The sequence below is a fragment of the Nocardia fodinahabitans genome, from assembly GCF_052983615.1.
The window spans coordinates 7,154,427-7,179,799 of record NZ_JBRJJC010000001.1 but is presented as its reverse complement, the minus strand read 5'-3'; the positions used below and the strand labels follow the sequence as shown (position 1 = coordinate 7,179,799).

General features: G+C 69.1%; 24 protein-coding genes. 19 read left to right on the top strand and 5 right to left on the bottom strand.

Going from position 1 to position 25,373, the window contains the following annotated elements:
* The first annotated feature begins 144 nt into the window (after positions 1 to 144).
* The 6 genes from mshC (at position 145) to NV348_RS33770 (ending at position 7,903) form a co-directional block, all read left to right on the top strand.
* Positions 145 to 1,383, top strand: coding sequence for a cysteine--1-D-myo-inosityl 2-amino-2-deoxy-alpha-D-glucopyranoside ligase (gene mshC, locus NV348_RS33795; protein WP_447150543.1), 1,239 nt, complete (start codon positions 145 to 147; stop codon positions 1,381 to 1,383).
* A 114-nt stretch (positions 1,384 to 1,497) separates the two neighbouring features.
* On the top strand, positions 1,498 to 3,909 hold the full coding sequence (locus NV348_RS33790) for a heavy metal translocating P-type ATPase (RefSeq protein ID WP_447150542.1): 2,412 nt from the start codon (positions 1,498 to 1,500) through the stop codon (positions 3,907 to 3,909).
* Positions 3,910 to 3,956: 47 nt separating this feature from the next.
* Positions 3,957 to 4,655, top strand: coding sequence for a dienelactone hydrolase family protein (locus NV348_RS33785; protein WP_447150541.1), 699 nt, complete (start codon positions 3,957 to 3,959; stop codon positions 4,653 to 4,655).
* A gap of 84 nt (positions 4,656 to 4,739) precedes the next feature.
* Positions 4,740 to 5,525, top strand: a complete 786-nt coding sequence (locus NV348_RS33780; protein WP_447150540.1) for a universal stress protein — start codon at positions 4,740 to 4,742, stop codon at positions 5,523 to 5,525.
* Between the two features lie 113 nt (positions 5,526 to 5,638).
* Complete coding sequence (locus NV348_RS33775) at positions 5,639 to 7,057, top strand: DUF445 domain-containing protein (protein WP_447150539.1); 1,419 nt, start codon at positions 5,639 to 5,641, stop codon at positions 7,055 to 7,057.
* Between the two features lie 3 nt (positions 7,058 to 7,060).
* Positions 7,061 to 7,903: an Abi-alpha family protein gene (locus NV348_RS33770; RefSeq protein WP_447150538.1), complete on the top strand. Its 843-nt coding sequence runs from the start codon at positions 7,061 to 7,063 to the stop codon at positions 7,901 to 7,903.
* Between the two features lie 6 nt (positions 7,904 to 7,909).
* On the opposite strand, the gene NV348_RS33765 is transcribed toward NV348_RS33770, so the two are convergent.
* Positions 7,910 to 8,566: an enoyl-CoA hydratase-related protein gene (locus tag NV348_RS33765; protein ID WP_447150537.1), complete on the bottom strand. Its 657-nt coding sequence runs from the start codon at positions 8,564 to 8,566 to the stop codon at positions 7,910 to 7,912.
* A gap of 13 nt (positions 8,567 to 8,579) precedes the next feature.
* On the bottom strand, positions 8,580 to 9,188 hold the full coding sequence (locus NV348_RS33760) for a TetR family transcriptional regulator (protein WP_447150536.1): 609 nt from the start codon (positions 9,186 to 9,188) through the stop codon (positions 8,580 to 8,582).
* Positions 9,189 to 9,402: 214 nt separating this feature from the next.
* Here NV348_RS33760 and NV348_RS33755 point away from each other — a divergent pair, with 214 nt between their 5' ends.
* The gene (locus NV348_RS33755; protein WP_447150535.1) at positions 9,403 to 9,969 is read left to right on the top strand and encodes a TetR/AcrR family transcriptional regulator; all 567 of its coding nucleotides are present in this window, start codon (positions 9,403 to 9,405) and stop codon (positions 9,967 to 9,969) included.
* Here the strand turns inward: NV348_RS33755 and NV348_RS33750 are convergent.
* Positions 9,945 to 11,810, bottom strand: a complete 1,866-nt coding sequence (locus tag NV348_RS33750; protein ID WP_447150534.1) for a Na+/H+ antiporter — start codon at positions 11,808 to 11,810, stop codon at positions 9,945 to 9,947. The genes NV348_RS33755 and NV348_RS33750 overlap by 25 nt on opposite strands.
* Before the next feature lie 48 nt (positions 11,811 to 11,858).
* Positions 11,859 to 12,587: a histidine phosphatase family protein gene (locus NV348_RS33745; RefSeq protein ID WP_447150533.1), complete on the bottom strand. Its 729-nt coding sequence runs from the start codon at positions 12,585 to 12,587 to the stop codon at positions 11,859 to 11,861.
* Positions 12,588 to 12,760: 173 nt separating this feature from the next.
* Here NV348_RS33745 and NV348_RS33740 point away from each other — a divergent pair, with 173 nt between their 5' ends.
* The 10 genes from NV348_RS33740 (at position 12,761) to NV348_RS33695 (ending at position 20,868) form a co-directional block, all read left to right on the top strand.
* Positions 12,761 to 13,474, top strand: coding sequence for a DsbA family oxidoreductase (locus tag NV348_RS33740; RefSeq protein WP_447150532.1), 714 nt, complete (start codon positions 12,761 to 12,763; stop codon positions 13,472 to 13,474).
* Positions 13,440 to 13,907, top strand: a complete 468-nt coding sequence (locus NV348_RS33735; protein WP_447150531.1) for a zinc-binding dehydrogenase — start codon at positions 13,440 to 13,442, stop codon at positions 13,905 to 13,907. Before NV348_RS33740 ends, NV348_RS33735 begins: the two co-directional genes overlap by 35 nt.
* A gap of 70 nt (positions 13,908 to 13,977) precedes the next feature.
* A complete protein-coding gene (locus NV348_RS33730) occupies positions 13,978 to 14,763 on the top strand; it encodes an N-acetylmuramoyl-L-alanine amidase-like domain-containing protein (RefSeq protein WP_447150530.1) in 786 nt (261 codons plus the stop codon).
* Between the two features lie 28 nt (positions 14,764 to 14,791).
* Positions 14,792 to 15,349, top strand: a complete 558-nt coding sequence (locus NV348_RS33725) for a cysteine hydrolase family protein (protein WP_447150529.1) — start codon at positions 14,792 to 14,794, stop codon at positions 15,347 to 15,349.
* A 17-nt stretch (positions 15,350 to 15,366) separates the two neighbouring features.
* Complete coding sequence (locus NV348_RS33720; protein WP_447150528.1) at positions 15,367 to 15,927, top strand: class I SAM-dependent methyltransferase; 561 nt, start codon at positions 15,367 to 15,369, stop codon at positions 15,925 to 15,927.
* Positions 15,924 to 16,388 carry a MerR family transcriptional regulator gene (locus NV348_RS33715; protein ID WP_447150527.1) on the top strand — a complete coding sequence of 155 codons (465 nt, stop codon included), beginning with the start codon at positions 15,924 to 15,926 and terminating at the stop codon, positions 16,386 to 16,388. Before NV348_RS33720 ends, NV348_RS33715 begins: the two co-directional genes overlap by 4 nt.
* A gap of 13 nt (positions 16,389 to 16,401) precedes the next feature.
* Positions 16,402 to 16,842 (top strand): helix-turn-helix transcriptional regulator, encoded by a 441-nt coding sequence (locus NV348_RS33710; protein ID WP_447150526.1) that lies wholly within the window; start codon positions 16,402 to 16,404, stop codon positions 16,840 to 16,842.
* Between the two features lie 10 nt (positions 16,843 to 16,852).
* Positions 16,853 to 17,263 (top strand): VOC family protein, encoded by a 411-nt coding sequence (locus NV348_RS33705; RefSeq protein ID WP_447150525.1) that lies wholly within the window; start codon positions 16,853 to 16,855, stop codon positions 17,261 to 17,263.
* Positions 17,264 to 17,320: 57 nt separating this feature from the next.
* Positions 17,321 to 19,705, top strand: a complete 2,385-nt coding sequence (locus tag NV348_RS33700; protein WP_447150524.1) for an ATP-binding cassette domain-containing protein — start codon at positions 17,321 to 17,323, stop codon at positions 19,703 to 19,705.
* A gap of 380 nt (positions 19,706 to 20,085) precedes the next feature.
* Entirely contained in the window at positions 20,086 to 20,868 is a 783-nt protein-coding gene (locus NV348_RS33695; protein ID WP_447150523.1) for a carbonic anhydrase, read from the top strand.
* A 9-nt stretch (positions 20,869 to 20,877) separates the two neighbouring features.
* On the opposite strand, the gene NV348_RS33690 is transcribed toward NV348_RS33695, so the two are convergent.
* Positions 20,878 to 21,468 (bottom strand): TetR/AcrR family transcriptional regulator, encoded by a 591-nt coding sequence (locus NV348_RS33690; RefSeq protein ID WP_447150522.1) that lies wholly within the window; start codon positions 21,466 to 21,468, stop codon positions 20,878 to 20,880.
* A 78-nt stretch (positions 21,469 to 21,546) separates the two neighbouring features.
* On the opposite strand from NV348_RS33690, the gene NV348_RS33685 reads away from it, so the two are divergent.
* Both NV348_RS33685 and NV348_RS33680 read left to right on the top strand, forming a co-directional pair.
* The gene (locus NV348_RS33685; protein WP_447150521.1) at positions 21,547 to 22,854 is read left to right on the top strand and encodes a YhgE/Pip domain-containing protein; all 1,308 of its coding nucleotides are present in this window, start codon (positions 21,547 to 21,549) and stop codon (positions 22,852 to 22,854) included.
* Positions 22,855 to 22,895: 41 nt separating this feature from the next.
* Positions 22,896 to 24,689, top strand: coding sequence for an AMP-dependent synthetase/ligase (locus NV348_RS33680; RefSeq protein ID WP_447150520.1), 1,794 nt, complete (start codon positions 22,896 to 22,898; stop codon positions 24,687 to 24,689).
* The last annotated feature ends 684 nt before the right edge of the window (positions 24,690 to 25,373 follow it).

Genomic DNA, 25,373 nt, shown 5'->3' with positions numbered 1-25,373 from the left:
CAGCGGATCTGGCTGAACACAACCCTTGACGAAACCTCCGGAACACGTTTGTGTGCAGGTAGCGGGCCGTCCGGGCGGCACCGCGAGCAACCGCGTGACCGGCCCGCGGACCGGCCGCCCCGGCGGGGGCTCTACCCTCGAATCATGCAGTCCTGGTCCGATATCGCCCTACCGACCGTCCCCGGAGCAGGGCCGCCGTTGCGGTTGTACGACACCGCCGACCGCCAGGTCCGCCCGGTCACTCCCGGCGCGACCGCGAAGATGTACGTCTGCGGCATCACTCCCTACGACGCCACCCACCTCGGGCACGCCGCCACCTACCTGACGTTCGACCTGGTGAACCGGCTGTGGCGCGACGCGGGCCACGACGTGCACTACGTGCAGAACGTCACCGACGTCGACGATCCGCTGTTCGAGCGCGCCGCCCGCGACGGCGTCGACTGGCGCGACCTCGGCAGCTCCGAGATCGAGCTGTTCCGCGAGGACATGGCCGCCCTGCAGGTGCTGCCGCCGAAGCACTACATCGGTGCCATCGAGTCCGTCGAGGAGGTGGTGGAGCTGGTGCAGAAGCTGCTCGCCGCCGGCGCCGCCTACATCGTCGACGATGCCGAGTACCCGGACATCTACTTTCGTGCCGACGCCACCGAGCAGTTCGGCTACGAGTCCGGCTACGACCGGGCCACCATGGAGGAGCTGTTCGCCGAACGCGGCGGTGACCCCGATCGCCCCGGCAAGCGCGACATCATCGACGCGCTGCTGTGGCGGGCCGAGCGTCCGGGCGAACCGTCCTGGCCGGCGCCGTTCGGCGCGGGCCGCCCCGGCTGGCACATCGAGTGTGCGGCGATCGCGCTCAACCGTATCGGCACCGAGTTCGACGTCCAGGGCGGCGGCTCGGACCTGATCTACCCGCACCACGAATACTCCGCCGCGCACGCCGAGGCGATCACCGGCGCCCGCCGCTTCGCCCGCCACTACGTGCACGCCGGGCTGATCGGTCTCGACGGCGAGAAGATGTCGAAGTCCAAGGGCAATCTGGTGCTGGTGTCGAAGCTGCGCCGCTCCGGCGTCGACCCGGCCGCCATCCGCCTGGGCCTGCTCGCCGGGCACTACCGCCAGGACCGGATGTGGACCGACGACGTCCTCACCGCGGCCCAGGCCCGGCTGGCCCGCTGGCGCGAAGCCGCAGGCCTGGCCACCGGCCCGTCGGCCGCCGACACCGTCGCCCGGCTGCGTCAGCACCTGGCCGACGATCTGGACACCCCGAAGGCGCTCGACGCCATCGACAACTGGGCCGCGCAGGCCCTCACCTATGGTGGCGCCGACCCGGCCGCGCCCGCGCTGGTCCGCGACGTTGTGGACGCGCTGCTGGGCGTCACGCTCTGACGGTCGCGGGTCACCCGGCAACGTCGGTCGTCTCGTGACCCGCGCCGGGTACTGTCGCCACGTGAGGCGCGGGGCGCTGTCGCGTCGTGCGTTCTACCGGCGACAGGAGCGTCGATGCCCGACCCGCACCACCCCGCCACCGCTTCGGCGACCACCGTCCTGCATGTCGGCGGACTGCATCGCGGGGGCTCCCGGCAGACCTTCGCCGGGGCGCTGCGACATCGGCCGGGTGTCCTCGCCGTAGACGCCAACCCGCTGGCGCAGACCGCCACCGTCACCTACGACCCGGCGCTGACCTCGGTCGCCGACCTGCGCACCTGGATCCGTGACTGCGGCTACCACTGCGCGGGCCGCTCGGTGCCCACCCACCTGTGTGACCCGGTGAGCGAGCCTCCGGCGTCGGCGCACGCCCCTGCGCCTCCGGCGGACACCACCCCACCTGCCGTGCACGACGGCCACCACGACGTCGACTCCACCTCCACCCACGACATGGCGACGGCAGGCCACCAGCACGGCGGCGACGCGGCCATGTCCATCGACGACATGGCCCGCGACATGCGCAACCGCTTCCTGGTCGCGCTGATCTTCTCCACCCTGGTGATGCTGTGGTCGCCGATGGCCACCCACATGCTCGGCCTACACCTCGCGGTCCCGTTCGGCCTGCGCATCGACGTGTGGACGTTGATCCTGAGCCTGCCGGTGATCTTCTACTCCTCGACGATCTTCTTCACCGGCGCGTGGCAGGCGCTGAAGGCGCACACCCTCGACATGATGGTGCTGGTCTCGGTCGGTATCGGCACCGGCTGGCTGTACTCGCTGTACGTGACGCTCACCGGCGGCGGCGAGGTGTTCTACGAGGCCTCCACCATGCTGGCGACGTTCGTGCTGCTCGGGCACTGGTTCGAGATGCGGGCGCGCGGCGGCGCCAACGACGCGGTCTCCACGCTGCTCGATCTGTCGCCGCCGAAAGCCGTTGTGCTGCGCGACGGCAACGAGGTCGAGATCCCCACGGCCGACGTCGCGGTCGGTGACGTGCTGCTGGTGCGCCCCGGCGCCAAGATCGCTGTCGACGGCACCGTGCTCGACGGCGCCGGCGAGGTCGACGAGTCGATGGTCACCGGCGAAAGCCTGCCGGTGCACAAGGAACCCGGTTCCCCGGTCATCGGCGCGACTATCAACACCACCGGCAGTCTGCGGGTGCGGGCCACCAAGGTCGGTTCCGACACCGCGCTCGCCCAGATCGTGGAACTCGTCCAGCAGGCACAGAATTCGAAGGCGCCGGGCCAGCGGCTGGCCGACCGGGCGGCGTTCTGGCTGACCCTGGTCGCCCTGGTCGGCAGCCTGACCACGCTGGTGGTGTGGCTGCTCGTGGGTGCCTCGCTGAGCCGGGCGCTGCTGTTCGCGATCACCGTGGTCGTGGTGACCTGCCCCGACGCGCTGGGTCTGGCGACACCGACCGCGATCCTCGTCGGCACCGGTCTCGGCGCGAAACGCGGTGTGCTGTTCAAGAACGCGACGGCACTCGAGGACGCGGCCCGTGTCGACGTGGTGGTGATGGACAAGACGGGCACGCTCACCAAGGGCGCGCCGGAGGTCACCGATGTGGTGGCGGCACCCGGCATCGACACCGACCGGATGCTCGCCCTGGCCGCGGCGGTGGAACGCGAGTCCGAACATCCGCTGGCGAAAGCGATCGTCGACTACGCGAAAACCCATGACGCCCCGGCCCTCGCGGCGACGGAGTTCCGGAACGTGCCGGGCCGCGGGGCGATCGCCACCGTCGACGGTCATCGCGTCGTCGTCGGCAATCGCGGGCTGCTCGACCAGGAGCACATCACCCTGGGCGAGCTGGCGACCCGGCGAGACGAACTGGCCGCCTCGGGACACACCGCCGTCCTGGTCGCCGTCGACGGCACCGCGGCCGCGGTCATCGCCCTCGCCGACGCCCCGCGGCCCACCTCTGCAGCCGCGGTCGCCGCCCTGCACGATCTCGGCGTGGACGTGGTCATGCTGACCGGCGACAACCACGCGACCGCGCGACGCATCGCCACCGACCTCGGGATCGACACCGTGATCGCCGACGTCCTCCCCGGCGACAAGGCCGACCGGATCGCCGAGCTGCAGCGGGCGGGCAAGAAGGTCGCGATGGTGGGCGACGGTGTCAACGACGCGCCCGCCCTCGCAGGGGCCGATCTGGGCATCGCCATCGGTGCGGGCACCGACGTCGCCATCCAGACCGCCGACGTCGTGCTCATGCGTTCGGACCCGTTCACCGTGTCGACCGCGCTGCGCATCGGCCGCGGCACCGTCCGCAAGGAACACCAGAACCTGGCCTGGGCGGTCGGCTACAACGGCCTCGCGCTGCCGATCGCCGCCGGGGTGTTCGAACCGTGGGGCCTGACCATGCGACCGGAGATCGCGGCGATGGCCATGTCGGGATCGAGCCTGATCGTCGCCCTCAACGCGCTGCATCTCAAACGCCTGTCGCTGCCCGAACCACCTGGCCGTCGACGCGACGAGCGGTAACCGGCCGACTTGCCGCGAACCGCGCGTCGAGCATCTAGATTCGAGCGATGGAATCGATCGAGATCGATACTCCGACCGGGCGCATCGACGCCCTGATCGCCCGTCCGCAAGGCGAGGGCCCGTGGCCGGGCGTGGTCGTCCTGCACGATGCCCTCGGCGTGAACGCCGACCTGCGGCGCCAGCTCGATATCGTCTCCGGCGCGGGCTATCTGGCGATCGCGCCGAACCTGTTCGCGCGCGGCCGGGCCCGCTGCATCCAGCAGGCGTTCCGCGCGGTCGCGTTCACCGGGAAGGGCCCCGCGGTGGGGGAAATCCTCGCCGCCCGCGACCGCCTCGCCGACGACCCCGGCTGCACCGGCCGCATCGCGGTGCTCGGCTTCTGCCTGGGCGGCGGCTTCGCGCTGCTCACCGCGCCCCAGGGTTTCCACGCCTCGGCACCGTTCTACGGCAGCCTCTACGGTGATTACAAGACACTGCTCGACGGCGCGTGCCCGGTGGTTGCCAGCTACGGCCGCCTCGATCCGGCACTGCCGGGTGCCGCGCGCAAACTCGAGGCGGCGCTGATCGCGGGCGGGGTCGAGCACGATATCAAGACCTACCCGAACGCCACCCACAGCTTCGCCAATGTCCTACCCGGAAACGCCGTGCTGGAACGCATCGGCATCGGCTACGACGCGGCGGCCACCGACGACGCCTGGCAGCGCATCTTCGCCTTCTTCGACCGGCATCTGCGCACCGGAGAGTGAGCCGCGCACCACGGTTGCCGGGAGTGTGCGGCGCTTATACTGTGGCCAAGCGCAGCTGACCTGCCGTCGATCGGAGAGCGTCACATGGGGTACCAGCGCATCATGGTGGGGACCAACGGCTCGGAGTCCGGGCAGACGGCGGTCGCCGTCGCGGGAGAACTCGCGGTCAAGCTCGCTCTCGGGGTCACCGTCGTGAGCGTCTGGAAGGAAGCGACGCTGAAGGCGGGCACCGACGCCGCCTGGGCCGAGGAGATCACCGGGGCCGCCGCCGACGTCCTCGCCGCGGCGGGGGTCACCGAGGTGCTGCGCAGCGAACTGCCCGGCACGGCGGGCGCGGTCCTGCTCGAGATCGCCGCCGCCGAACCCGGCACGCTGCTGGTCATCGGCGGCGGCGGGCTGGGCAGTTCGAAGGCGCGCCTGCTCGGATCGACCGCCAATCACGTGTCCCACCACAGCGACTCCGATGTGGTGTTCACCCACAAGATCCCGAAACGGTGGACCACCGTCGGTCTCACCACCGACGGGTCGGCGAGCTCGATCACCGCGGTGCGCCGCGGCTACGACGTCGCCGTCGCCCTCGGCGCGCGCCCGTTCCTGGTGACCGCCGCCAAGACCGACGACGACGGCGCCGACACCCTGATCGAGGTGGAGGGCCTGGCGCAGGTCGAAGATCCGGAACTGTTCGGCCGCGACGTCCTCACCGGGGTGCCCGCGGCCGAGGCGATCTGCAACGCGGCCTGGAAGTACGACCTCGTCGTCATCGGTAATCGCGGAATGAGCGGTCCCGCACGGCTGTTGGGCTCGGTCGCCAACAAGGTCACCCACGACATCGACACCAACCTGCTGCTGGTCAACACCACCCACGTCTGACCGGGTTTGCTAAGGTTTAGCCGGTAACCGCGAAAGCTGCCCGAAACCACCTGGTCGGTCACTTATGATGACCCGAACGCGCGAGGTTCGGAACACGACGGAGTGGACGCCGGATGAATGCTGGGATCGAAGCGGCGGGCTTCTTCGGCCTGCTCGACTGGGAGAAAACGACCGGCCTGAGCAAGTTCTGGGTCGACATGATCAGTATTCCGATCTTCAGCGCCATGGCCGGTCTGATCACCAACTGGACCGGCGTGATCATGCTGTTCGCGCCGGTACGGTTCACCGGGTTCTATGTGCCGGGCCTGAAGACGATCTTCCCGCTGCTGCCGCGCAAGGTGCAGATCCTGCCCACCTTCGCCCCCGGCGGCATCCTCGGCTTCCAGGGATTCATCCCGGCCCGTGCCGAGAAGATGGCGAGCCTGATGGTCGACAACGCCGTCGCCAAGATCGGCACGGCCAAGGACTTCTTCGATCAGATGGATCCGCGCAAGATCTCCGCGCAGGTCGCCCAGGTGGCGCTGCCGAACGTGCGGTCGATGGTCGACGAGATCATGGACACCGAGCATCCCCAGCTGTGGGCCGACATGCCGCCGCGCGCACGCGAAGTCGTGTACTCGCGGGTGGAGGCGGAACTGCCCGCGATCACCGACCGCGCCTTCGACTTCATCGGCGCGAACATCGATCAGCTGCTCGATGTGAAATTGATGGTGGTCGGCTATCTGCGGCGGCGCCCGGAACTGCTCAAGGACGTCATCTACGGGCTGGGCGCGCCGGAGTTGCGGTTCATGACCCGCAGCGGGGTGATCGGGTTCCCGTTCGGGGTCGTGGTCGCGTTGTGGTTGTCGTTGCTGCACTACAGCACCCCGCACGGCGACACCCCGGCGGTGATCTCCCTGCCCGGCTGGCTCTACGACATCCTGCACTTCCTGCCCGCGTGGGCGTGGGTGCTCCTCGGTGGTGCGGTGGTCGGTGTGCTGGTCAACATCATCGCCATCAAAGTCGTCTTCGAGCCGGCCACCCCGCAACCGCGCTACAAATACCCGTGGCGGGTCGCGAAATTCGCCAAACGCCAGCATCAGGCGGCGGCCGACCTCGGGCACGCGATCGGGTATCAGATCGTCACCCTCGACGTCGTCACCGAACAGCTCCTCGACGGGCCGAGCGGCGACAAGACCCGCGCGGTCATCGCGCACTTCCTCGAGGCCGAGATCGACCGGGTGCTCGGGCCACTGCGGTCGGTGACCCGGCTGGCGGTGGGGCCGCGCCAGTTCGACGCCATCCAGGCCACCGCGGGGGCGAACCTGGCGACGGAGATGAAGCCGTGGCTGGTCGAGGACGTCGAGTTCTCGCAGACCACCGCGGCCAGCGTGGACCGCCTCGCCACCGAGAAGCTGCGCGAACTGCCGCCGGAGGAGTTCGTCGAAATGCTCTACACCGCCATCGAACAGGACGCCTGGCTGCTCTACGCGCACGGCGGCGCGCTCGGTGTGATCGTCGGCGCTCTGCATCTACTGATCTTCGGAGTGTGAGCAATGGACGAGCGCGAGAACCTCCCCGAACCGACCCCCGAGCCCGGGATCCCCACCGACCTGGCCGGGTTGGCGCGCATCGCGGGACTGTCGTTGCGCCACATCGTCGGCGCGGTCACCAAGGGGGCATTGCACACCGCCACCGACCTGGCCGAGGACATCCGCGCGGGCGCGCCGATGTCGCAGATCATCGACGAGCGCATCGACTCGCTGCGCAAGATCGCGCTGGGCGCGCTCGGCCTGACCAGTACCGCCTCGGGCGTGTACGGGCAGTCCGAAACCAGTGTCGGCGCCGAGGATCTCAAGGCCATGGGTGATGCGATGATCACCGAGGGCTGGGATTCGGCGCAGCAGCCGCGCGACCTGCATCCCTCGTTCGTGCCGATCCTGCACGACCTGACCCCCGACGAGGCGCGCATCCTGCGCTTCCTGGCCGTCGCCGGTCCGCAACCGGCGATCGACATCCGCACCAAGGCGCCGTTCGGGATCGGCTCGCAGCGCCTGGCCGACGGCATCAACATGATCGCCTACATGGCAGGTTGCGCGCTGCCCGAACGCGATCACCACTACCTGGGCAACCTCAGCAGGCTGGGGTTGGTGCGGTTCTCCACCGAACCGGTCGCCGATTTCCGCCGGTACGCGTTCCTGGAGGCCCAGCCCAGCGCCCAGGCCGCCTACAAGTCGGTGAAGATGCGCGCGATCAGCTCCTACCGCAGCATCTACCTGTCGGTGTTCGGCACGCAGTTCTGCGACGCGTGTTTCGTGCACGGCGACTACACCGGGGGCGGCTGGGCCAGCGACGATCGAGGTGACGTCTATCTGGGCAAGGGCCCCCGGTTGCCGTGAACCGCGTCAGTCCTTGCCGCGCAACGCATCCAGCACGCCGGCGAACATCACCGACTTGATCGCGGTCAGCGTCGGCTTGTCCTTGCCGCCGAATGGGGCGACGGTCGCCAGCGCGGTGTCGAGGACCTCGTCCGCGCCGACTGCGGCGTCGACCAGGTCGTAGGCCAGCGCGTCGGTGCCACCGAAGCGCCGTCCGGTGGTCATGGCGGCGATCGCGGTCTTCGGCGGCACCTTGGCCTGAATCAGCGCGGCCATGCCGTTGGTGAACGGGATGCGGATGTCGGCCTCAGGGAAGCAGAAGAAGCCGCGATCGGCGCGCATGACCCGGTAGTCGTGGGCGACGGCGAGCATGGCGCCCGCACCGAAGGCGTGGCCACCGATGGCGGCGGCGGTGGGCATCGGCAGCGTGAGCATCCGGCCGAACAGGGTGTGCACGGCTTCGACGTACTCGGCGGCGCGATCGCTGTTGGCGGACAACCAGTCCAGGTCGAGGCCGTTGGAGTAGATCTTGCCGGTCGCGGTGGTCACCAGCGCGGCCGCGCCCTCGGAGACGACGGTGTCGAGATGGGCGTGCATCTCGGTGATGAAGTCGGGGGAGAAGCGGTTCTCCCCGTCGCCGAGGTCGAGGATCGCGATCGCGTCGTGGTGGCGCAGGGTGGGCATGGAGGGTTTCCTTTCAGCGGGGGCCGAGTTCGAGCACGGCACGGACAGCGGCGCGCAGATGTCTGCGGGCCAGGGGATCGGTGAGCCGGTCGCGCCGCAGCAGCAGCGCGGTCGGCAGATCGACCAGGCAGGTGGTGACGGTGGCGACGCCGCGCCGGTCGGCCCGGCCCCACAGCGCCCGCGCGACCCGCGACAGCGCGGTCAGCAACGCCTTCTCGGTGTCGGCGATCTCCCGGGCGAGGTCGGCGGGCAGGGCGCCGTCGAGCAGTTCGGTCCGGTCGACGAGCAGCAGCAGCCGGGCCGAACCGGGGTGGGCGTCGGCCAGGCGCGCCGGGGTCTCGGCGGCGTCGACGACCGCGTCGATGCGCGCGTCCGGGTCGGTGGCGGCGACGGCGCGGTCGATGTCGGCGGCCTGCAGGGCCAGGAAGCGGCGGGCGGCGCGTAACCAGGTGCGCGCCAGCACTTCCTGGCGGGAGCCGAACGTGTGGTACAGCGCGCCGTTGGACACTCCGGTCGCGGCGGCGACGGCGCGCACGGTCACCGCGGCGGGACCGGAGCGCGCGGCGAGGTTCTCGGCGGCGTCCAGCACGGTCTCCGGGTCGTGAGTTCGCGGTCTCGGCATGAACAAAAGTTTACAGAGCGTCTGCTCTGTTATTCCGTTCGGATGCTCTTGTCACCTGGTAGCGCACGGATTTTGTTCCAGCACTTGGTATTTCGATCTCACATTCGGCGGTTTCGGCACAGCATAGACTTCGTTACGTTCGCGCGAGCCCTCGTTACGATCGGGTACTGTTCGCATTCTTCGGTCCTGCCCGCACGAACAGATCGGCATCGCGATGTCCCGAGTGGTCACCAAGGAGCAGTACTACGACACCGCCGTGGCGGTGCTCGCCGAGTTCGGCTTCAAAGGCCTCAACATCGGTGTGCTGTGCCGTCGCCTCGGGGTCACCAGTGGCTCGTTCTACCATCACTTCGGTTCATGGCAGGGCTTCGTCGACACGCTGCTCGAGCACTGGGAGAACCGGCAGATGATCGAGCTACGCGCGCTCGATGTCGGCCACGGCGATCCGGACGCCGACGTGCGCGCCATGTCGGAACTGGCCGGCGGCCTCGAACACGGCGCCGAAGCCGCGCTGCGTGCGTGGGCGGCCAATGACGAGTCGGTGCACGTGGCGGTCAAGCGGGTCGACGAATCCCGTCGCCGCACCGTGCATCGCGTGATCGACAGTGTCGTCGGCGACACGGCCACCGCCTCCGTCGTCACCGAATTCGGCATGGCGATGCTGATCGGCTACCAGCAGCTCGCCGCCACCGGCGAACCCACCGAACTGGACCAGCTGCTCGCCGAGTACGCGCGCCTGATCTACTCGCACCGGCCTCAGCCGAGCAACTCGTCCACGTAGCACCAGCGCCACACCTCGCCGGGCTCGACGCTGCGCATCACCGGATGCGCCGAGGTCCGGAAGTGGGCGCTCGCGTGGTTGCCCAGCGACGACTCACAGCAGGCGATGTTGCCGCAGCCGGTGCACATCCGCAGATGCACCCAGCGCAGCCCCTCGGCGACGCAATCCCGGCACACCAGTGCCCCGACCGGCTCGCGCAGCAGCGGCGCGTGTTCGAGGTGGGTGCAGCCGTCGGCAGGCGCGGCGCCCGAGAGCGGTTCGGTGCCGGGGTCCTCGTCGGCCTCGTCGAAGCGGTCGATCATCGATTCCTCGAGGTCGAGGCGCGCCAGAACATGCTGGAGCACTTCGTAATCCACCGCGCCCGCGTCCCGGACCGCCAGCACGGCATCGCGTTCGGCGGCCAGCATCGCCAGCCGCAGGCGCCGGTACTCGGCGGTGGGTGTCACCAGTTCGGCTTCGGGGCGGCCCAGGCGTTCCCAGGCCGCGTTGGTGCGCCAGATCAGCCGTTGCCGCAGCGATTCGATCACCGGCTCGGGGGTGTTGGGGCCGATCCGCTTGTCCAGCTCGGCCAGACCCGCGCTCGACGCCTGTTGCAGCAGATCGGCTTTCGCGAGCGCGTCCTCGGCGCGGCTCGGTCCGCGCAGCCGCAACAGGCGCACCAGCCACGGCAGGGATGTGCCCTGCACCAGCAGTGTGCCGCCGACGACTACCAGCGCCAGCAGCTCCAGCACCGGCAGCTGCGGGGTCGACTCGGGCAGCAGCAGCACCGCGGCCAGGGTCACCACCCCGCGCATCCCCGCCCATGACACCACCGCGGCATGACTCAGCGGCTCGGTCTCGCGCCCGAACAGGCGCGCCACCAGCACCGGCGTGAACACCCAGATCGGGCGTGCCAGCATCACCGCGGCGAGCACCGCCACCGCCGCGATCAGCAACGTGCGACGGTCCAGCCCGCTGCGCCAGGCGCCCTCGACGATCCAGCGCACCTGCAGGCCGATGATCAGGAAGACCGCGCTCTCCAGGATGAACTGGATGGTCCGCCAGTTCGTCGACTCGGCGACCCGGGAGGCCGCGCCCTGCCAGCGTTGCGCGCCGTGGCCGAGGATCATCCCGCACGTCACCACCGCGATCACACCGGAGGCGTGGACGTGCTCGGCGGGCAGATACGCCACGAACGGCGCCAGCAGCGACACCGTGGTGTCGAGCACCGGATCCTTGATCCGCTTGCGCAGCAACACCAGTGCCGCAGCGATCACCCCGCCGACGACCGCGCCACCGACGGCGGCGAGCAGGAAGTCCCCGCCGATCTGCCACACCGTCACCGCACCCGCCATCGCGGCGATGGCGCCGCGCAACGACACCAGCGCCGTCGCGTCGTTGAACAGCGATTCGTCCTCGAGGACGGTCACGATGCTGCGCGGCATGCCGGTGCGGCGGGCGATCGCCGTCGCCGCCACCGCGTCCGGGGGTGCGACCACCGCGCCCAGCGCGACCGCGGCCGCGAACGGGATCGGCAGCAGCCACCAGGCCACCAGCGCCACCGCGAACGTGCTGAACAGCACCAACCCGACCGACAGCGACGCGATCGTGCGCAGATTGTCCTTGAAGTCGACCAGCGAGGTCCGCAACGCGGCGGTGTAGAGCAGCGGCGGCAGCAACCCCAGCAGCACCACCTCGGGTTCGAGATGCACCTGCGGCACCATCGGCAGATAGGAGGCGGCGACGCCGGCGACCGTCAGGACGAGAGGCTCGGACACCCCGAACCGCCGCGCCAGCGCCGCGAGCGCGGTCGCCGACCCGACGAGCACCACCAAGCCGATCGCCACATGCACGAGCAGCATTCTTCCATCGCGGTCACGGCGACGACGGCCGCGGCGCCACCACCGGGCTCAGCCGACCTGCTCGGCGCCCCCGAGGTGGCCGACCTCGCCCCACACCCGCAGGCTCAGCTGACGGCCCTCCCGCCGCCACTGCGATACCGACGCGTTCGGGACGGGCTCGAGGGTATCCGGGACCGCGGCGCCCATGCCCTCCAGGATGTAGCGCATCGACATCACCACCGCGTCGTGGGTCACCGCCAGCACCTGCTCGCCGGCCGCGACCACGTCCAGTTCGTCGAGGAAGCTGCGCACCCGCACGGCGACATCGGCCAGCGACTCGCCGCCGGGCGGCCGGTAGACCCAGTTCCCGATCCGTTCGCGCCGGGCCGCCTCCTCGGGGGAGCGTCGCCGGATCGCCTTGTACGGGTGTAGTTCGAAGACGCCCATCTCACGGTCGCGCAGCCGTTCGTCTACCAGGGTGCGGATCGGGCGCAGATGCCGGTTGCGGGTGACGGCGGCCTCGGCCATCACCGCCCAGGTGAGCCGGGTCCGCAAATAGGGGGAACAGACCACCAGCCCGGGTCGCTGCACACCGGCGAGACCGGCCAGCCACTCGCCCAGGCAGTGCGCCTGCCAGTGTCCCAGTTCGGTCAGTTCTACCTCGGCGTCCGTGCCGCGCATCGGGCGCAGTTCGGTCGCCGGGTCCGCGTACCAGGCATTGGCCGCGCTCTGGGCGTGCCGCACGGCCCACAGACCGTCCAGTGCGCGCGGCACCGTCAAGCCTTCGGGCACCTGCACCCACCCCCTCCGCTGTTCGAACCCCATCGATGTCCTTCGTGCTCGTCCTGTCGTGCCCGGACGCGCCAGGGAATAGCGGCTTCGTCGCCGGCGTTGTACCCCCAGAATTTGAACGCCTGTCCAGATACTTCCGGCGGACCGCCGCCGGATTTCGTGTGCCGGAGGAGGCCCGCTTGACCACCAGAGTAGAGATCTGGACCGACATCAACTGCCCGTTCTGCTACCTCGGGAAGGCGCGCTTCGAACAGGCACTGGCCGAGTTCGACCATCGCGACGATGTCGAGGTCGTGCACCGGTCCTTCGAACTCGATCCCGGCCTGCCCGCCGACGAGACCGGTCCGGTGATCCCGCGCATCGCCGCCAAATACGGCATCAGTGTCGACCAGGCCGCCGCCAACGAGCGCGGCATCGGCGCCCAGGCCGCCCAGCTCGGTCTGCCCTACCAGATCTCCGGTCGCGACTACGGCAACAGCTTCGACATGCACCGGCTGCTGCACTTCGCTCTCGGGCAGGGCAAGCAGGACGCCCTGCTCGACGCCCTCTACGCGGGCAACTTCGCCGAATCCGAGCCGGTCTTCGCCGACACCGAACGCCTTGTCGCCCTTGCGGTTCGCGCCGGACTGGACGAGACCGCCGTGCGGGCGGTGCTCGCCGACCCGCAGGCCTATGCCGACGCCGTCCGCCAGGACGAACGCGAAGCCGCTCAGCTCGGCGCCACCGGCGTGCCGTTCTTCGTCTTCGACAACAAGTACGCCGTCTCCGGTGCCCAGCCCACCGAGATCTTCACCCACGCCCTGACCACCGCGTGGAACGACCGCCCGGCGCCGCTGGTGCTCGCCACCGACGCCGACGGTGACACCTGCGGCCCGGACGGCTGCGCGATCTAGCGAACTACAGGCACCCGATCGAGCCCGGGGTGTTGAGCTGCATCAGCTGCAAGGCGACCGCCGTCGCGCCCGTCGCCGACCGCAACCGCGCGCTCACCGACGGGGAGGGCGGCAAGTCGTTCTCGACTTCGTCGGGGCGCCACCCACGACCGCTACCGCGTCCGCCGCGGCGGGTACCGCCGCCGACATCACCGTCGTCGGGCTCGGTGGTGGCACGGTCGCTGTCGGCTTCGGTTCGCTGCCCTCCGAGACCACCGTGACCTCGCCCTACTGGGGCACCCGCACCGAGTTCATCGAAGTCCTCGACATCGCCCGCCGCGGTGAGGTTTCGGTCCACGTCGAGACGTTCACCCTCGACGAAGCTCCGCTGACCTATGAACGCCTGCACGCCGGGCAGATCACCGGCCGCGCGGTCATCGTTCCCAACGCCTGAGGTATCGGCCCCCGGGTCGGCTACCGTGGAGACCGCTCGCACCGATCGACCGTTGCTGCTGGGAGGCGTCTTGCGCATCATCGTCCGGATCCTGCTCGTGCTCGCCGCCCTTGTCTGCGCCGCCGCGCCCGCCCTGGCCACCCCGGCCATCGACGACACCACCAGCCGCAAGATCGACGAACTCCTCGCCGTCCGCGCAGAAGCGGGCGCGATCAGCCGGGCCGACCTGCTCGCGCGGCTGTCCGCCCGCATGCTCGGCACCCCCTACGGCGCGAACATGCTCATCGGATCGGCCACCGAGCCCGAACAACTCGTCGTCGACCTGCGTCGCGTCGACTGCTTCACCTACCTCGACTACCTCGACGCCGCGTCCCGCTCGGCCGACCGCGACCAGTTCGTCGCCAACCTCGTGGCCACCCGCTACGTCGACAGCCGCGTCGAATTCACCCAGCGCAAACACTTCTTCACCGACTGGGCGGCCACCGGGCGCATCGCCGCCGCCGATGTCACCGCGAGCCTGAGCCCCGCCGCTGTCACCGTCACCAAGCACCTCAACGCCACAGCCGACGGCGGCACCTACCTGCCCGGCCTGCCGGTCGTCGACCGCGCGATCACCCACATTCCCGCAGCCGCCGTCGACGGTGCGGTGGTGTCCGGCCTGCGTACCGGTGACTTCGTCGGCGCGTACACCCCCGACGCCGGCCTCGACGTCACCCATGTCGGCATCATCGTCCAGACCGCCGACGGCCCGATGTTCCGCAACGCGTCCTCGCTGGCTGCCTACCAGGTCGTCGACACCCCGCTGGCCGACTACGTCCGCACCACGCCGGGCATCGTCGTCCTGCGCCCGCTCTGAACACCGCACCGCCACCGAGGAATTCGCTGTGACCACACTGCCCGACCGTCCCAATACCGCCCTGCTCGTCGTCGATGTCCAGAACGGCGTCGTCGACGAGGCACTGCGCCGCGACGAGGTCGTCGCCAATATCGCCGCACTCGTCGACCGGGCCCGCGCCGCGTCGGTGCCGGTGATCTGGGTCCAGCACTCCAGCGACGATCTCGTCACCGGCACCGACGCCTGGCAGTACGTCCCCGAACTCACCCGCACCGACGACGAACCCCTGGTGCACAAGCGCTACGGCGACTCCTTCGAGGACACCCCGCTCGAAGCCCTGCTCGCCGCGACAGGCACCGGGCACCTCATCGTCACAGGCGCCGAGTCCGACGCGTGCATCCGCTCGACCATCCACGGCGCGTTCGTGCGCGGCTACGACGTCACCCTCGTCGCCGACGCCCACACCACCTTCGACAAAACCCTGTGGGGCGCACCGCAACCTGCCGAAGTGATCGCCCACACCAACCTCTACTGGCAGTACCAGCGGGCGCCCGGCCGCACCGCCGACGTCCGCCCGACCGCAGAGCTTGACTTCAGGTCGACCTGAGGCGGCACGGTGGTCCCATGACCACCTTCGACCGCGCCCAGAGCCTCGGCTACGACCGCCGCGCCACCCGCTTGCTCGGCAGCCTCTACCGGCGCATCGCCACCGACATCGACACCGCGACCAGCCCCGCCGCCACCGTCGCCGACATCGGCACCGGGCCGGGGAAAATGCTGTCCTGCCTGGCGCCCCGGCGACCCGACCTGCGCCTGCACGGCATCGACCTGTCCCCGCACATGATCGAGATCGCCGGCCGCAACCTGCACGGCCACACCGCCGAACTGACCGTCGCCGACGTCACCGACCTCCCGTACCCAGACGCGAGCATCGACCTCGCTGTTTCCAGCCTCAGCATGCACGAATGGCCCGACCTCGACCCGGCCGCCGACGAACTGCACCGCGTCCTCCGGCCCGGCGGCATCCTCGCCGTCTACGACTTCCGGTTCACCCGCGCCGACCCCATTCGGGACACGCTGCGCGCCCGATTCGGCACCGTCGACGCCACCACGATCCGGCTGCCGTGGCATCCCGTCGCCCTCGTCACCCGCTACCGCGCGCCACCGCCTAGGCTCGACGAATGACCGGTGAGCACACCACGATCGGCGCGGCGGCGGCACAGTTCGGTCTCGCCACCCATGTCCTCCGGCACTGGGAGGGCCGTGGACTGCTCACCCCGGACCGCGACGCGGCAGGCCGCCGCCGTTACCGCGACACCGACCTCGACACCATCGCCATGATCGTCCTCGGCAAGAAGGCCGGGCTGTCCCTGGACGACCTGGCCCTGCTGTTCACCGAGGCACCCGACCGCGCCACCCGTCGGCGGATACTCCACGCCCACCGGGCCCGCCTCGCCGACCAGCTCGCCCGCACCCGGGCCGCCCTCGACGCCGTCACCCACGTCCTGGACTGCGACGCCGAGGACTTCCGCACCTGCCCGCACTTCCTCGATCAGGTCGCCACCGTCCGCCCGCCTACCGCACGTGCGCGCCGATCGCCGACGACTGCCCACCCGGCCCTGCTGGGCATGCCTGCCCCGGCATGAGACGATCGCGCATGTGACCAGCACGCCGGAGCGACCTCAGCACCTGCGCGACCTCGCCCTGCTGCGCCGCGTCCGCGACCGCATCGACCGCGAGTACGCGCAACCGCTCGACGTCGAAGCGCTCGCCCGCGGCGTGCACATGTCCGCTGGGCACCTGAGCCGGCAGTTCCGCCTCGCCTACGGTGAATCGCCCTACTCGTACCTGATGACCCGCCGCATCGAACGCGCCATGGCCTTGCTGCGCCGCGGCGACCTGAGCGTCACCGAGGTCTGCTTCGCCGTCGGATCCTCCTCCCTGGGCACCTTCAGCACCCGCTTCACCGAACTCGTCGGCGTCCCGCCCAGCGTCTACCGGCAGCAGGCGCAAGCGACCCAGGGCATACCGTCGTGCGTGGTCAAGAAGGTGACCAGACCGATCAGGAATCGAGAAGCGCCGGTCTCCCGCGACAATTAGCGTGGTCGCCATGAACATCACCATTCACCAGACCTACCTGCCCCAGGACGACCCCGACGCCGCCCTCGCTTTCTACCGCGACGCGCTCGGCTTCGAAGTGCGCAACGACGTCGGCTACGACGGCATGCGCTGGATCACCGTCGGCCCGGCTGGCCAGCCCAGCACCTCCATCGTGCTGCATCCGCCCGCCGCCGACCCCGGCATCACCGACGAGGAACGCCGCGTCATCACCGAGATGATGGCCAAGGGCACCTACGCCGGCGTCAACCTCGCCACCGACGACCTCGACGGCCTGTTCGCGAAGCTCCAGGCAGGCGACATCGAAGTCGTGCAGGAACCCACCGACCAGCCCTACGGCATCCGCGACTGCGCCTTCCGCGACCCCGCGGGCAACATGGTCCGCATCCAGCAGACCAAGTAAGCACCACCGCCGGTAGATTCGGGAAACCGGCGACGCCGACCGACCTGAGGGAGATCCATGAGCACGGCCAACAAGTCCAGCACGGCGACCGTGGAGCCGGCCGACGCCCACGACTTGATCCGGGTGCACGGCGCCCGCGTGAACAACCTGCGCGACATCAGCGTCGAGATTCCCAAGCGCAGGCTCACGGTCTTCACCGGCGTCTCCGGCTCCGGCAAGAGCTCGCTCGTCTTCGGCACCATCGCCGCCGAATCCCAGCGCCTCATCAACGAGACCTACAGCGCCTTCGTGCAGGGCTTCATGCCCAGCCAGTCCCGCCCCGACGTCGACGTCCTCGAAGGCCTCACCACCGCCATCCTGGTCGACCAGTCCCGCCTCGGCGCCGACCCGCGCTCCACCGTCGGCACCGTCACCGACGCCAACGCCATGCTGCGCATCCTGTTCAGCCGCCTCGGCGACCCGCACATCGGCTCCTCGCAGGCCTTCTCGTTCAACGTCGCCTCGATCAGCGGCTCCGGTGCGGTCGCGGTCGAAAAGCACGGCGTCACCGTCAAGGAACGCCGCAGCTTCACCATCACCGGCGGCATGTGTCCCACCTGCGAGGGCAAGGGCACCGTCAACGACATCGACCTCACCCAGCTCTACGACGAGAACAAGTCCCTCGACGAGGGCGCGCTCACCATCCCCGGCTACAGCATGGACGGCTGGATGGGCCGGATCTTCAAGGGCAGCGGCTTCTTCGACCCCGCCAAGCCGATCAAGAAGTACACCAAGAAGCAGCTCGCCGACCTGCTCTACAAGGAACCGACCAAGATCAAGGTCGACGGCATCAACCTCACCTACGAGGGCCTGATCCCCAAGATCCGCAAGTCCATGCTGTCCAAGGACGTCGAAGCGCTACAGCCGCACGTGCGCGCCTTCGTCGAACGCGCCGTCACCTTCGGCACCTGCCCCGACTGCGACGGCACCCGCCTCAGCGCCGAAGCCCGCTCGTCCAAGATCGACGGCATCAGCATCGCCGACGCCTGCGCCATGCAGATCACCGACCTCGCCGAATGGGTGAAGGGTATCGAGGACCCCTCGGTCGCCCCGCTGCTGGAATCGCTGCGCCAGACCCTCGACTCGTTCGTCGAGATCGGCCTCGGCTACCTGTCGCTGTCGCGTCCGTCGGGCACCCTGTCCGGCGGTGAAGCCCAGCGCGTCAAGATGATCCGCCACCTCGGCTCCTCGCTCACCGACGTCACCTACGTCTTCGACGAGCCCACCGCGGGCCTGCACCCGCACGACATCCAGCGCATGAACGACCTGCTGCTGCGCCTGCGCGACAAGGGCAACACCGTCCTGGTCGTCGAACACAAGCCCGAGACCATCGTCATCGCCGACCACATCGTCGACCTCGGTCCCGCCGCGGGCTCCAAGGGCGGCACCATCTGCTTCGAAGGCAGCGTCGACGGCCTGCGCGTCAGCAAGACCGTCACCGGCCGCCACTTCGACGACCGGGCCGCCGTCAAGGACACGGTGCGGACATCCACGAGCGCCTTGCAGATCCGCGGCGCCACGGCCAACAACCTGCGCGAGGTCGATGTCGACATCCCGCTCGGCGTACTCGTCGCGATCACCGGTGTCGCGGGGTCGGGCAAGAGCTCGCTCGTCCACGGCTCCATCCCGATCGACGAAGGCGTCATCTCCGTCGACCAGGCCCCCATCAAGGGCTCCCGGCGCAGCAACCCCGCCACCTACACCGGCCTGCTCGACCACATCCGCAAGGCCTTCGCCAAGGCCACCGGCGCCAAGCCCGCCCTGTTCAGCGCCAACTCCGAAGGCGCCTGCCCGAACTGCAACGGCGCCGGCGTCGTCTACACCGACCTGGCCATGATGGCCGGCGTCTCCACCGTGTGTGAGGTGTGCGAGGGCAAGCGGTTCATGGCCGAGGTCCTCGAATACACCTTCGCGGGCAAGAACATCAGCGAAGTGCTGTCGATGCCCGTCGACGAGGCGCGTGAGTTCTTCGGCGAGGGGGAGGCCCGCACTCCCGCCGCCCACAAGATCCTCACCCACCTCACCGAGGTCGGCCTCGGCTACCTCACCATCGGTCAGCCGCTCACCACGCTGTCCGGCGGTGAACGCCAGCGCCTGAAGCTCGCCACCCACATGTCCGACAAGGGTGGCGTCTACATCCTCGACGAACCGACCACCGGCCTGCACCTGGCCGACGTCGAACAACTCCTCGGCCTGCTCGACCGGCTCGTCGACGCGGGCAAGTCCGTCATCGTCGTCGAACACCACCAGGCCGTGATGGCCCACTCCGACTGGATCATCGACCTCGGCCCCGGCGCCGGTCACGACGGTGGCCAGATCGTCTTCGAAGGCACCCCCGCCGACCTCGTCGCCGCCCGCTCCACCCTCACCGGCGAGCACCTCGCGGACTACGTCGGCGCCTGAGGCGCCCAGTGTCCTCCCTCAGGACAGTGGTTCCTGGGGGAGGACAACGACTTCGGCTCCAGGCACACGCGTGCCTGGCTGTCCTGCTCTGGGCCGCCGCCCCAGCACCTCGGCGCACAGTCTGACGCCTCCATCCACCGTCCGATGTGACGTATCTCGCCGCCACATGCTCTAGTCCACACCGCGCTCACCGGCCTAGCCTGAGAATCCGTTGCACGCGAAATCACCTGCACCAGAGGGATATTCGGTACCAATCGGACATTCCGGGGAACGTCGGTGACTCGCTGATTTCGGCGTGCGCTCTGATCGTTCCGCCGCTCCGGACAGGTCGACTCTTCGGCACCAGTCCGGTGGCCGAATCGTGGCAAGGAGTCGCGCCGGTGACACATCGAGTCGTCCTGAACCGCCGAAAGGCGTTCGCCGCCCTGGCATTGCTCGCGGTCGCCGGATGTGGAGCCGCCGACACCGCCGCCACCGCACCCCACTGGGACTACGACGCCGACGGCCCCGATCACTGGGCCGACCTCGACACGCACTACGCCACCTGCCGAAACGGTCACGCGCAGTCGCCGATCGATCTGCCAGACGCCGCCGAGGCCCACCCCGCCGACCACATCGAGATCCTCTACAGGCCGACCTCTACAGCCGCCCTCACCAACACCGGCCACACCATCCAGGCCACCGTGCCCGCCGACTCGGGCAACCGGATCATCGTCGACGGCACTCCGTTCACCCTGACCCAGTACCACTTCCACCTACCCAGCGAACACACCGTCGTCGGCGCCGAGACCGCCATGGAACTCCACCTCGTGCACACCGACCGGGCCGGACGACTGGCCGTGCTCGCGGTCATGTTGCGCGCCCAGCAGGAGCCGGCGCCGGTGAGCCGAATCCTCACCGCGTCACCGGATCGCGTCGGCGCCACGTGCACCCTGAGCGATATCGACCCGCGCACGTTCCTGCCCGGCAACCTCACACAGTTCCGCTACCAGGGGTCACTTACCACGCCACCGTGCACCGAAGGCGTGGCATGGATCGTGCTGCGCACACCGAGTCCCGTCGCGGCCGCCGACGTCGACCGGTATCGCGCGCTGTTCCCTCACAGCAACAGGCCGACGCAGCCACGCAACGGCCGCCCGGTCATCCTCGCCGGCACCGACTAGCGGGCCTGATCAGGACCGGGGGAGTAGCCCCAGGGTCATGTGCCGGACCAGGTCGTCGAGGAGCTGTTCGGCGTCGTAGTCGGCGGTGTACCCCGACCCGACGAAGGTCGCCAGACCCTGCACGGCCGCGAGTGCGGTGACACCGAGACGTTTCGGGTCGCCGGGCACGATCTCGCCCGCGGCCTGGCCCTCGGCGATCAGCGCGATGGGGATGGCGAAGGCGCGGTCCGCGGCCGCCTGGATCTCGGTGTCGGTGGAGCTGTGCCTGCGCGCGAACATCAGCGGGAGCAGTTCGGGGTTGTCCAGGGCGAACCGCAGATAGGCCTGGGCGAACGTCTGTAGTCGCATCGTGATCGGACCGGTGGTCACGGCCTGTTCGAAGCAGGCGCCGAGCCGTTCCAGGCCGGTGACGGCCAGCGCGTCGAGCAGCGCCTGCTTGTCGCGGAAATGCCGGCTCGGGGCCGCGTGGCTGACACCGGTGTCGCGTGCCAGCTGACGCAGCGACAGCCCGTCCGCGCCGACCGTGCGCAGCGCCGCCTCGGCGTGCTGCAGCAGCGCGGCGCGGAGGTCTCCGTGGTGGTAGCGCGAATGCATGGACATGGTGGTAGCAGGATATCCGACACGTCGACCAATGTTTGCATTGACTACTTTGTAGTCGGTGACTACATTAACGATGCCATGACTGACAACACCGCGCCGCCGCGCCCGCCGAGCAGCATGCCGATCCGCGAGTGGTTGGCACCGATCACGCTGGTCACCGTGCTGGCCGCACTCCTGGGCACCATGTACCTCGGCTACACCGCCGACCCCGAGAAACACCTGCACGACTTCCCGATCGCCGTCGTCAACCAGGACGTCGGCGACACCCTCGCAGGCAAGCCCACCAACCTCGGCGCCCAGATCAGCACCGCGCTGGGGGAGAACATCCCCGCCGACAAGATCGACCTGCGCACCGTCGGCCTCAACGAGGCACAACGTCAGCTGCGCAACGGCGAGGTGTACGGCGCCATCGTCATCCCCGGCGACTTCACCAAACGCGTCGCCATCCTCGGCGCCTCGTCGATCGTCCCCGGCGACGTCGAACGGCCGATCATCTCCGTGCTGACCAACCCCCGCGCAGGCACCCTCGCCGCGCAGATCATGGAAACCATCGCCGACCAGGCCATGACCCAGGTCAACACCACCGTCGGTACCCAGCTCGCCGACCAGGTACGCGGCGCGATCGGCACCGCGCCCCTCAGCGGCGCGGCCCAGCTGCAGCTCACCCAGCCCATCGACGTCGTCGTCACCCCGTACCACCCGCTGCCCGAAGGCACCGGCCAGGGACTGGCGGCCTTCTTCTACACCCTCGTCCTGCTGATCGTCGGCTTCAGCGGCGCGATGATGATCAACTCCCTCGTCGACGGTTCCCTCGGCTTCGTCCCCGCCGAATACGGCCCCTGGCACAAGGCAGCCACCCGGGCCCGGATCAGCCGCTGGCGCACCCTGCTCATCAAATGGGGGATCGCCGCCATCAGCGCACCGCTGGCCTCCGCCGTCTTCCTCGGCATCGGGGCCCTCCTGAATATGTCCATCGAGCGACCGCTGATGCTGTTCCTCTACGGCACCCTGGCCATCGCCGCCATCGCCGTCACCGGACTGTCGGTCATGGCCGCCTTCGGCACCGCGGGCCTGATGATCAACCTCATCGTGTTCGTCGTCCTCGGCATCCCCTCGTCCTCGGGCACCATCCCGCTCGAGGCCACCCCGCGCTGGATCGCCGACCTGGCCGCCTTCGAACCCATGCACCAGATCTACCTCGCCGTCCGCGCCATCCTGTTCTTCGACGGCCACCTCGAAGCCGGCATGAGCCAGGGCCTGTGGATGACCCTCGTCGGCCTGGCGATCGGACTCGTCCTCGGCGCCGTCGCCACCCACACCTACGACCTGCGCGGCCTGCACCGGCTCGGCCACGACCACCGCCAGGAACCAGCCGCCGCGCAGTAGCGGACACCTCGAATCGACACACCCACGTGGAAGGGCACCTGATGCGCGAGTTCGAAGCCCCGGCTTCCTACACCGTTCCGGAACACGCGAACAATTCCGACAGCGTGTTCCGGCACGCCGAACACTCGCCGGACACGGTGCTGTTCAACGTCGCGACCGGCGCCGGCGAACTCGCCGACGTCACCGCCGCCGAATTCGCCAGGACCGTCACCGATGTCGCCAAGGGCCTCATCGCCTCCGGCGTCGGACTCGGCGACCGGGTCGCCATCATGGCCCCCACCCGCTACGAGTGGGTAGTGCTCGACCACGCCATCTGGGCCGCGGGTGGTTGTACCGTCGCCATCTACGACAGCTCCGCCGCCGAGCAGGCCAAATGGATCCTGCAAGACTCCGCGACCCAGCTGCTGGTGGTCGACAGCGCCAAACACCGGCGGGTCATCGACCAGATCGACCGCGACGCACTACCCGAACTGACCGAAATCCTGCAGTTCGACCAGGGCGCCGTCGACGAGCTGACAGCGCGCGGCGCCGAACTCGACGACGAGGCTGTCCACACCCGTCGTGCGCAGGTCTACGCGACCTCCCCGGCCACCCTGATCTACACCTCGGGCACCACGGGACGGCCCAAAGGCGTGCTTCTGTCCCACGCGAACCTCTACGCGGAGTCGAAGTCCGACCGTATCGCCCTGGCGGACTTCGTCGTCGAAGGCCACAAGTCGCTCATGTTCCTGCCGCTCGCGCACGTGTTCGCGCGCGCGGTCACGCTGGCCGCGCTCGATGCCAAGGTGATCGTGGCGTTCAGTTCCGATTGGTCCACCCTCGTCGACCAATTCGGCAGCTTCCGGCCGCATTTCATTCTCGCGGTGCCGCGGGTTTTCGAGAAGGTCTTCAACGGCGCGAAGCAGAAGGCGCATGCCCGCGGCAAAGGCTGGGTCTTCGACCGCGCCACCGAGACCGCCATCGCCTGGAGTGAGTCACTGGACAACGGCGGGCCCGGCCTCCTGCGCAAGCTCGAGCACACCCTGTTCGACAAGCTGGTATACCGGCAGTTGCGCGGCGCGCTCGGCGGACGCTGCGGGGCAGCCGTTTCCGGCGGGGGGCCGCTCGGCGCCCGCCTCGGTCATTTCTTCCGCGGCGTGGGCATTCCCATCTACGAGGGCTACGGACTCACCGAGACCACCGCCGCGATCACCGTCAACACCCCACGGGACACCCGGGTCGGCACGGTGGGCCGCCCGACCGACGGGCACGGTATCAAGATCGCCGACGACGGCGAGCTGCTGCTGCGCGGCCCCGTGGTGTTCCACGAGTACTGGGGAAACCCCGACGCCACCGCGGATGCCTTCGCCGACGGCTGGTTCCGCACCGGCGACCTCGGTGCCATCGATCGGGACGGCTACCTCACCATCACCGGCCGCAAGAAGGAAATCATCGTCACCGCGGGCGGTAAGAACGTCTCACCGGGCCTGCTCGAGGATTCGTTGCGCGCGCATCCACTGATCGGTCAGGCCATGGTCGTCGGTGACGGCCGCCCGTTCGTCGGCGCGCTGATCACGCTCGACCCCGAGGCTCTGCCGGGTTGGCGGCAACTCCACAACCTGCCCGCCGACGTTCCGGTCGAGACCCTCCTCGACAATCCCGACCTGGTCGCCGAGATCGATGCGGCGATCGCCGACACCAATACTCAGGTGTCCCATGCCGAGGCCATCAAGAAGATCCGTATTCTGTCGGCCGATTGGACCGAGGCGACCGGTGAGCTGACTCCGAAGATGTCGTTGAGGCGGGCGGAGGTCATGAAGAAGTACGCCGCCGACATCGACGCGATTTATTCTTGAGTTCCCCAGTGCCCTTATTTCGTCACTGTGACGAAATAAGGGCACTGGGGAAGTGGAGGGGGAGTGCGAACCCTGCCGCCGCACGTCCGGTGAACCTTGCATTTCTGCACACCCGGAGCCGTAAGGCGCATATTCGGGCATTCATTATGGGCGTTCATGAATTGACCGGCATACGAGAATTGTCGAATTCGGCGCCACCTGTCCAAGGGCTGGAATCAGCGTCGCAAATGGTTCCTTGCACACGGCAAGGCCGCGCGAGTTCGGCGACGACAGTGGAACGGCAGCCGATTCGCGCAGAGGACGCAACTCGGCAGACTCTGCATCAATAATGCACAACACCCCGCCCGACCGGCGCCGTTCAAACGCCGATAATGCACATTATGTCAACCAACCCTCGCACTGATTACCGTGGCGTCAGCGTGATGGCGCCGACCACCACTCCACCCAAATACGATGGGCCCGTGTACCCGCCATGTCCGTCGCTGATCAGTACGACTCGGTGGCCGGGAAATAGGTCGACGTAACCACCGTCGGGAGTCGAATGAATTGGGTATCGCCCTATCAAGACCAGGTCCCCGCCCGCGACGCGCGCGTCGCGTTGCAGAAGCACGATGCCAGACGACCACGTCGTGGACGTATAGGCGCCGGGTTCGACGTCGGCGAATGCTTGACCGACCGTGCCAA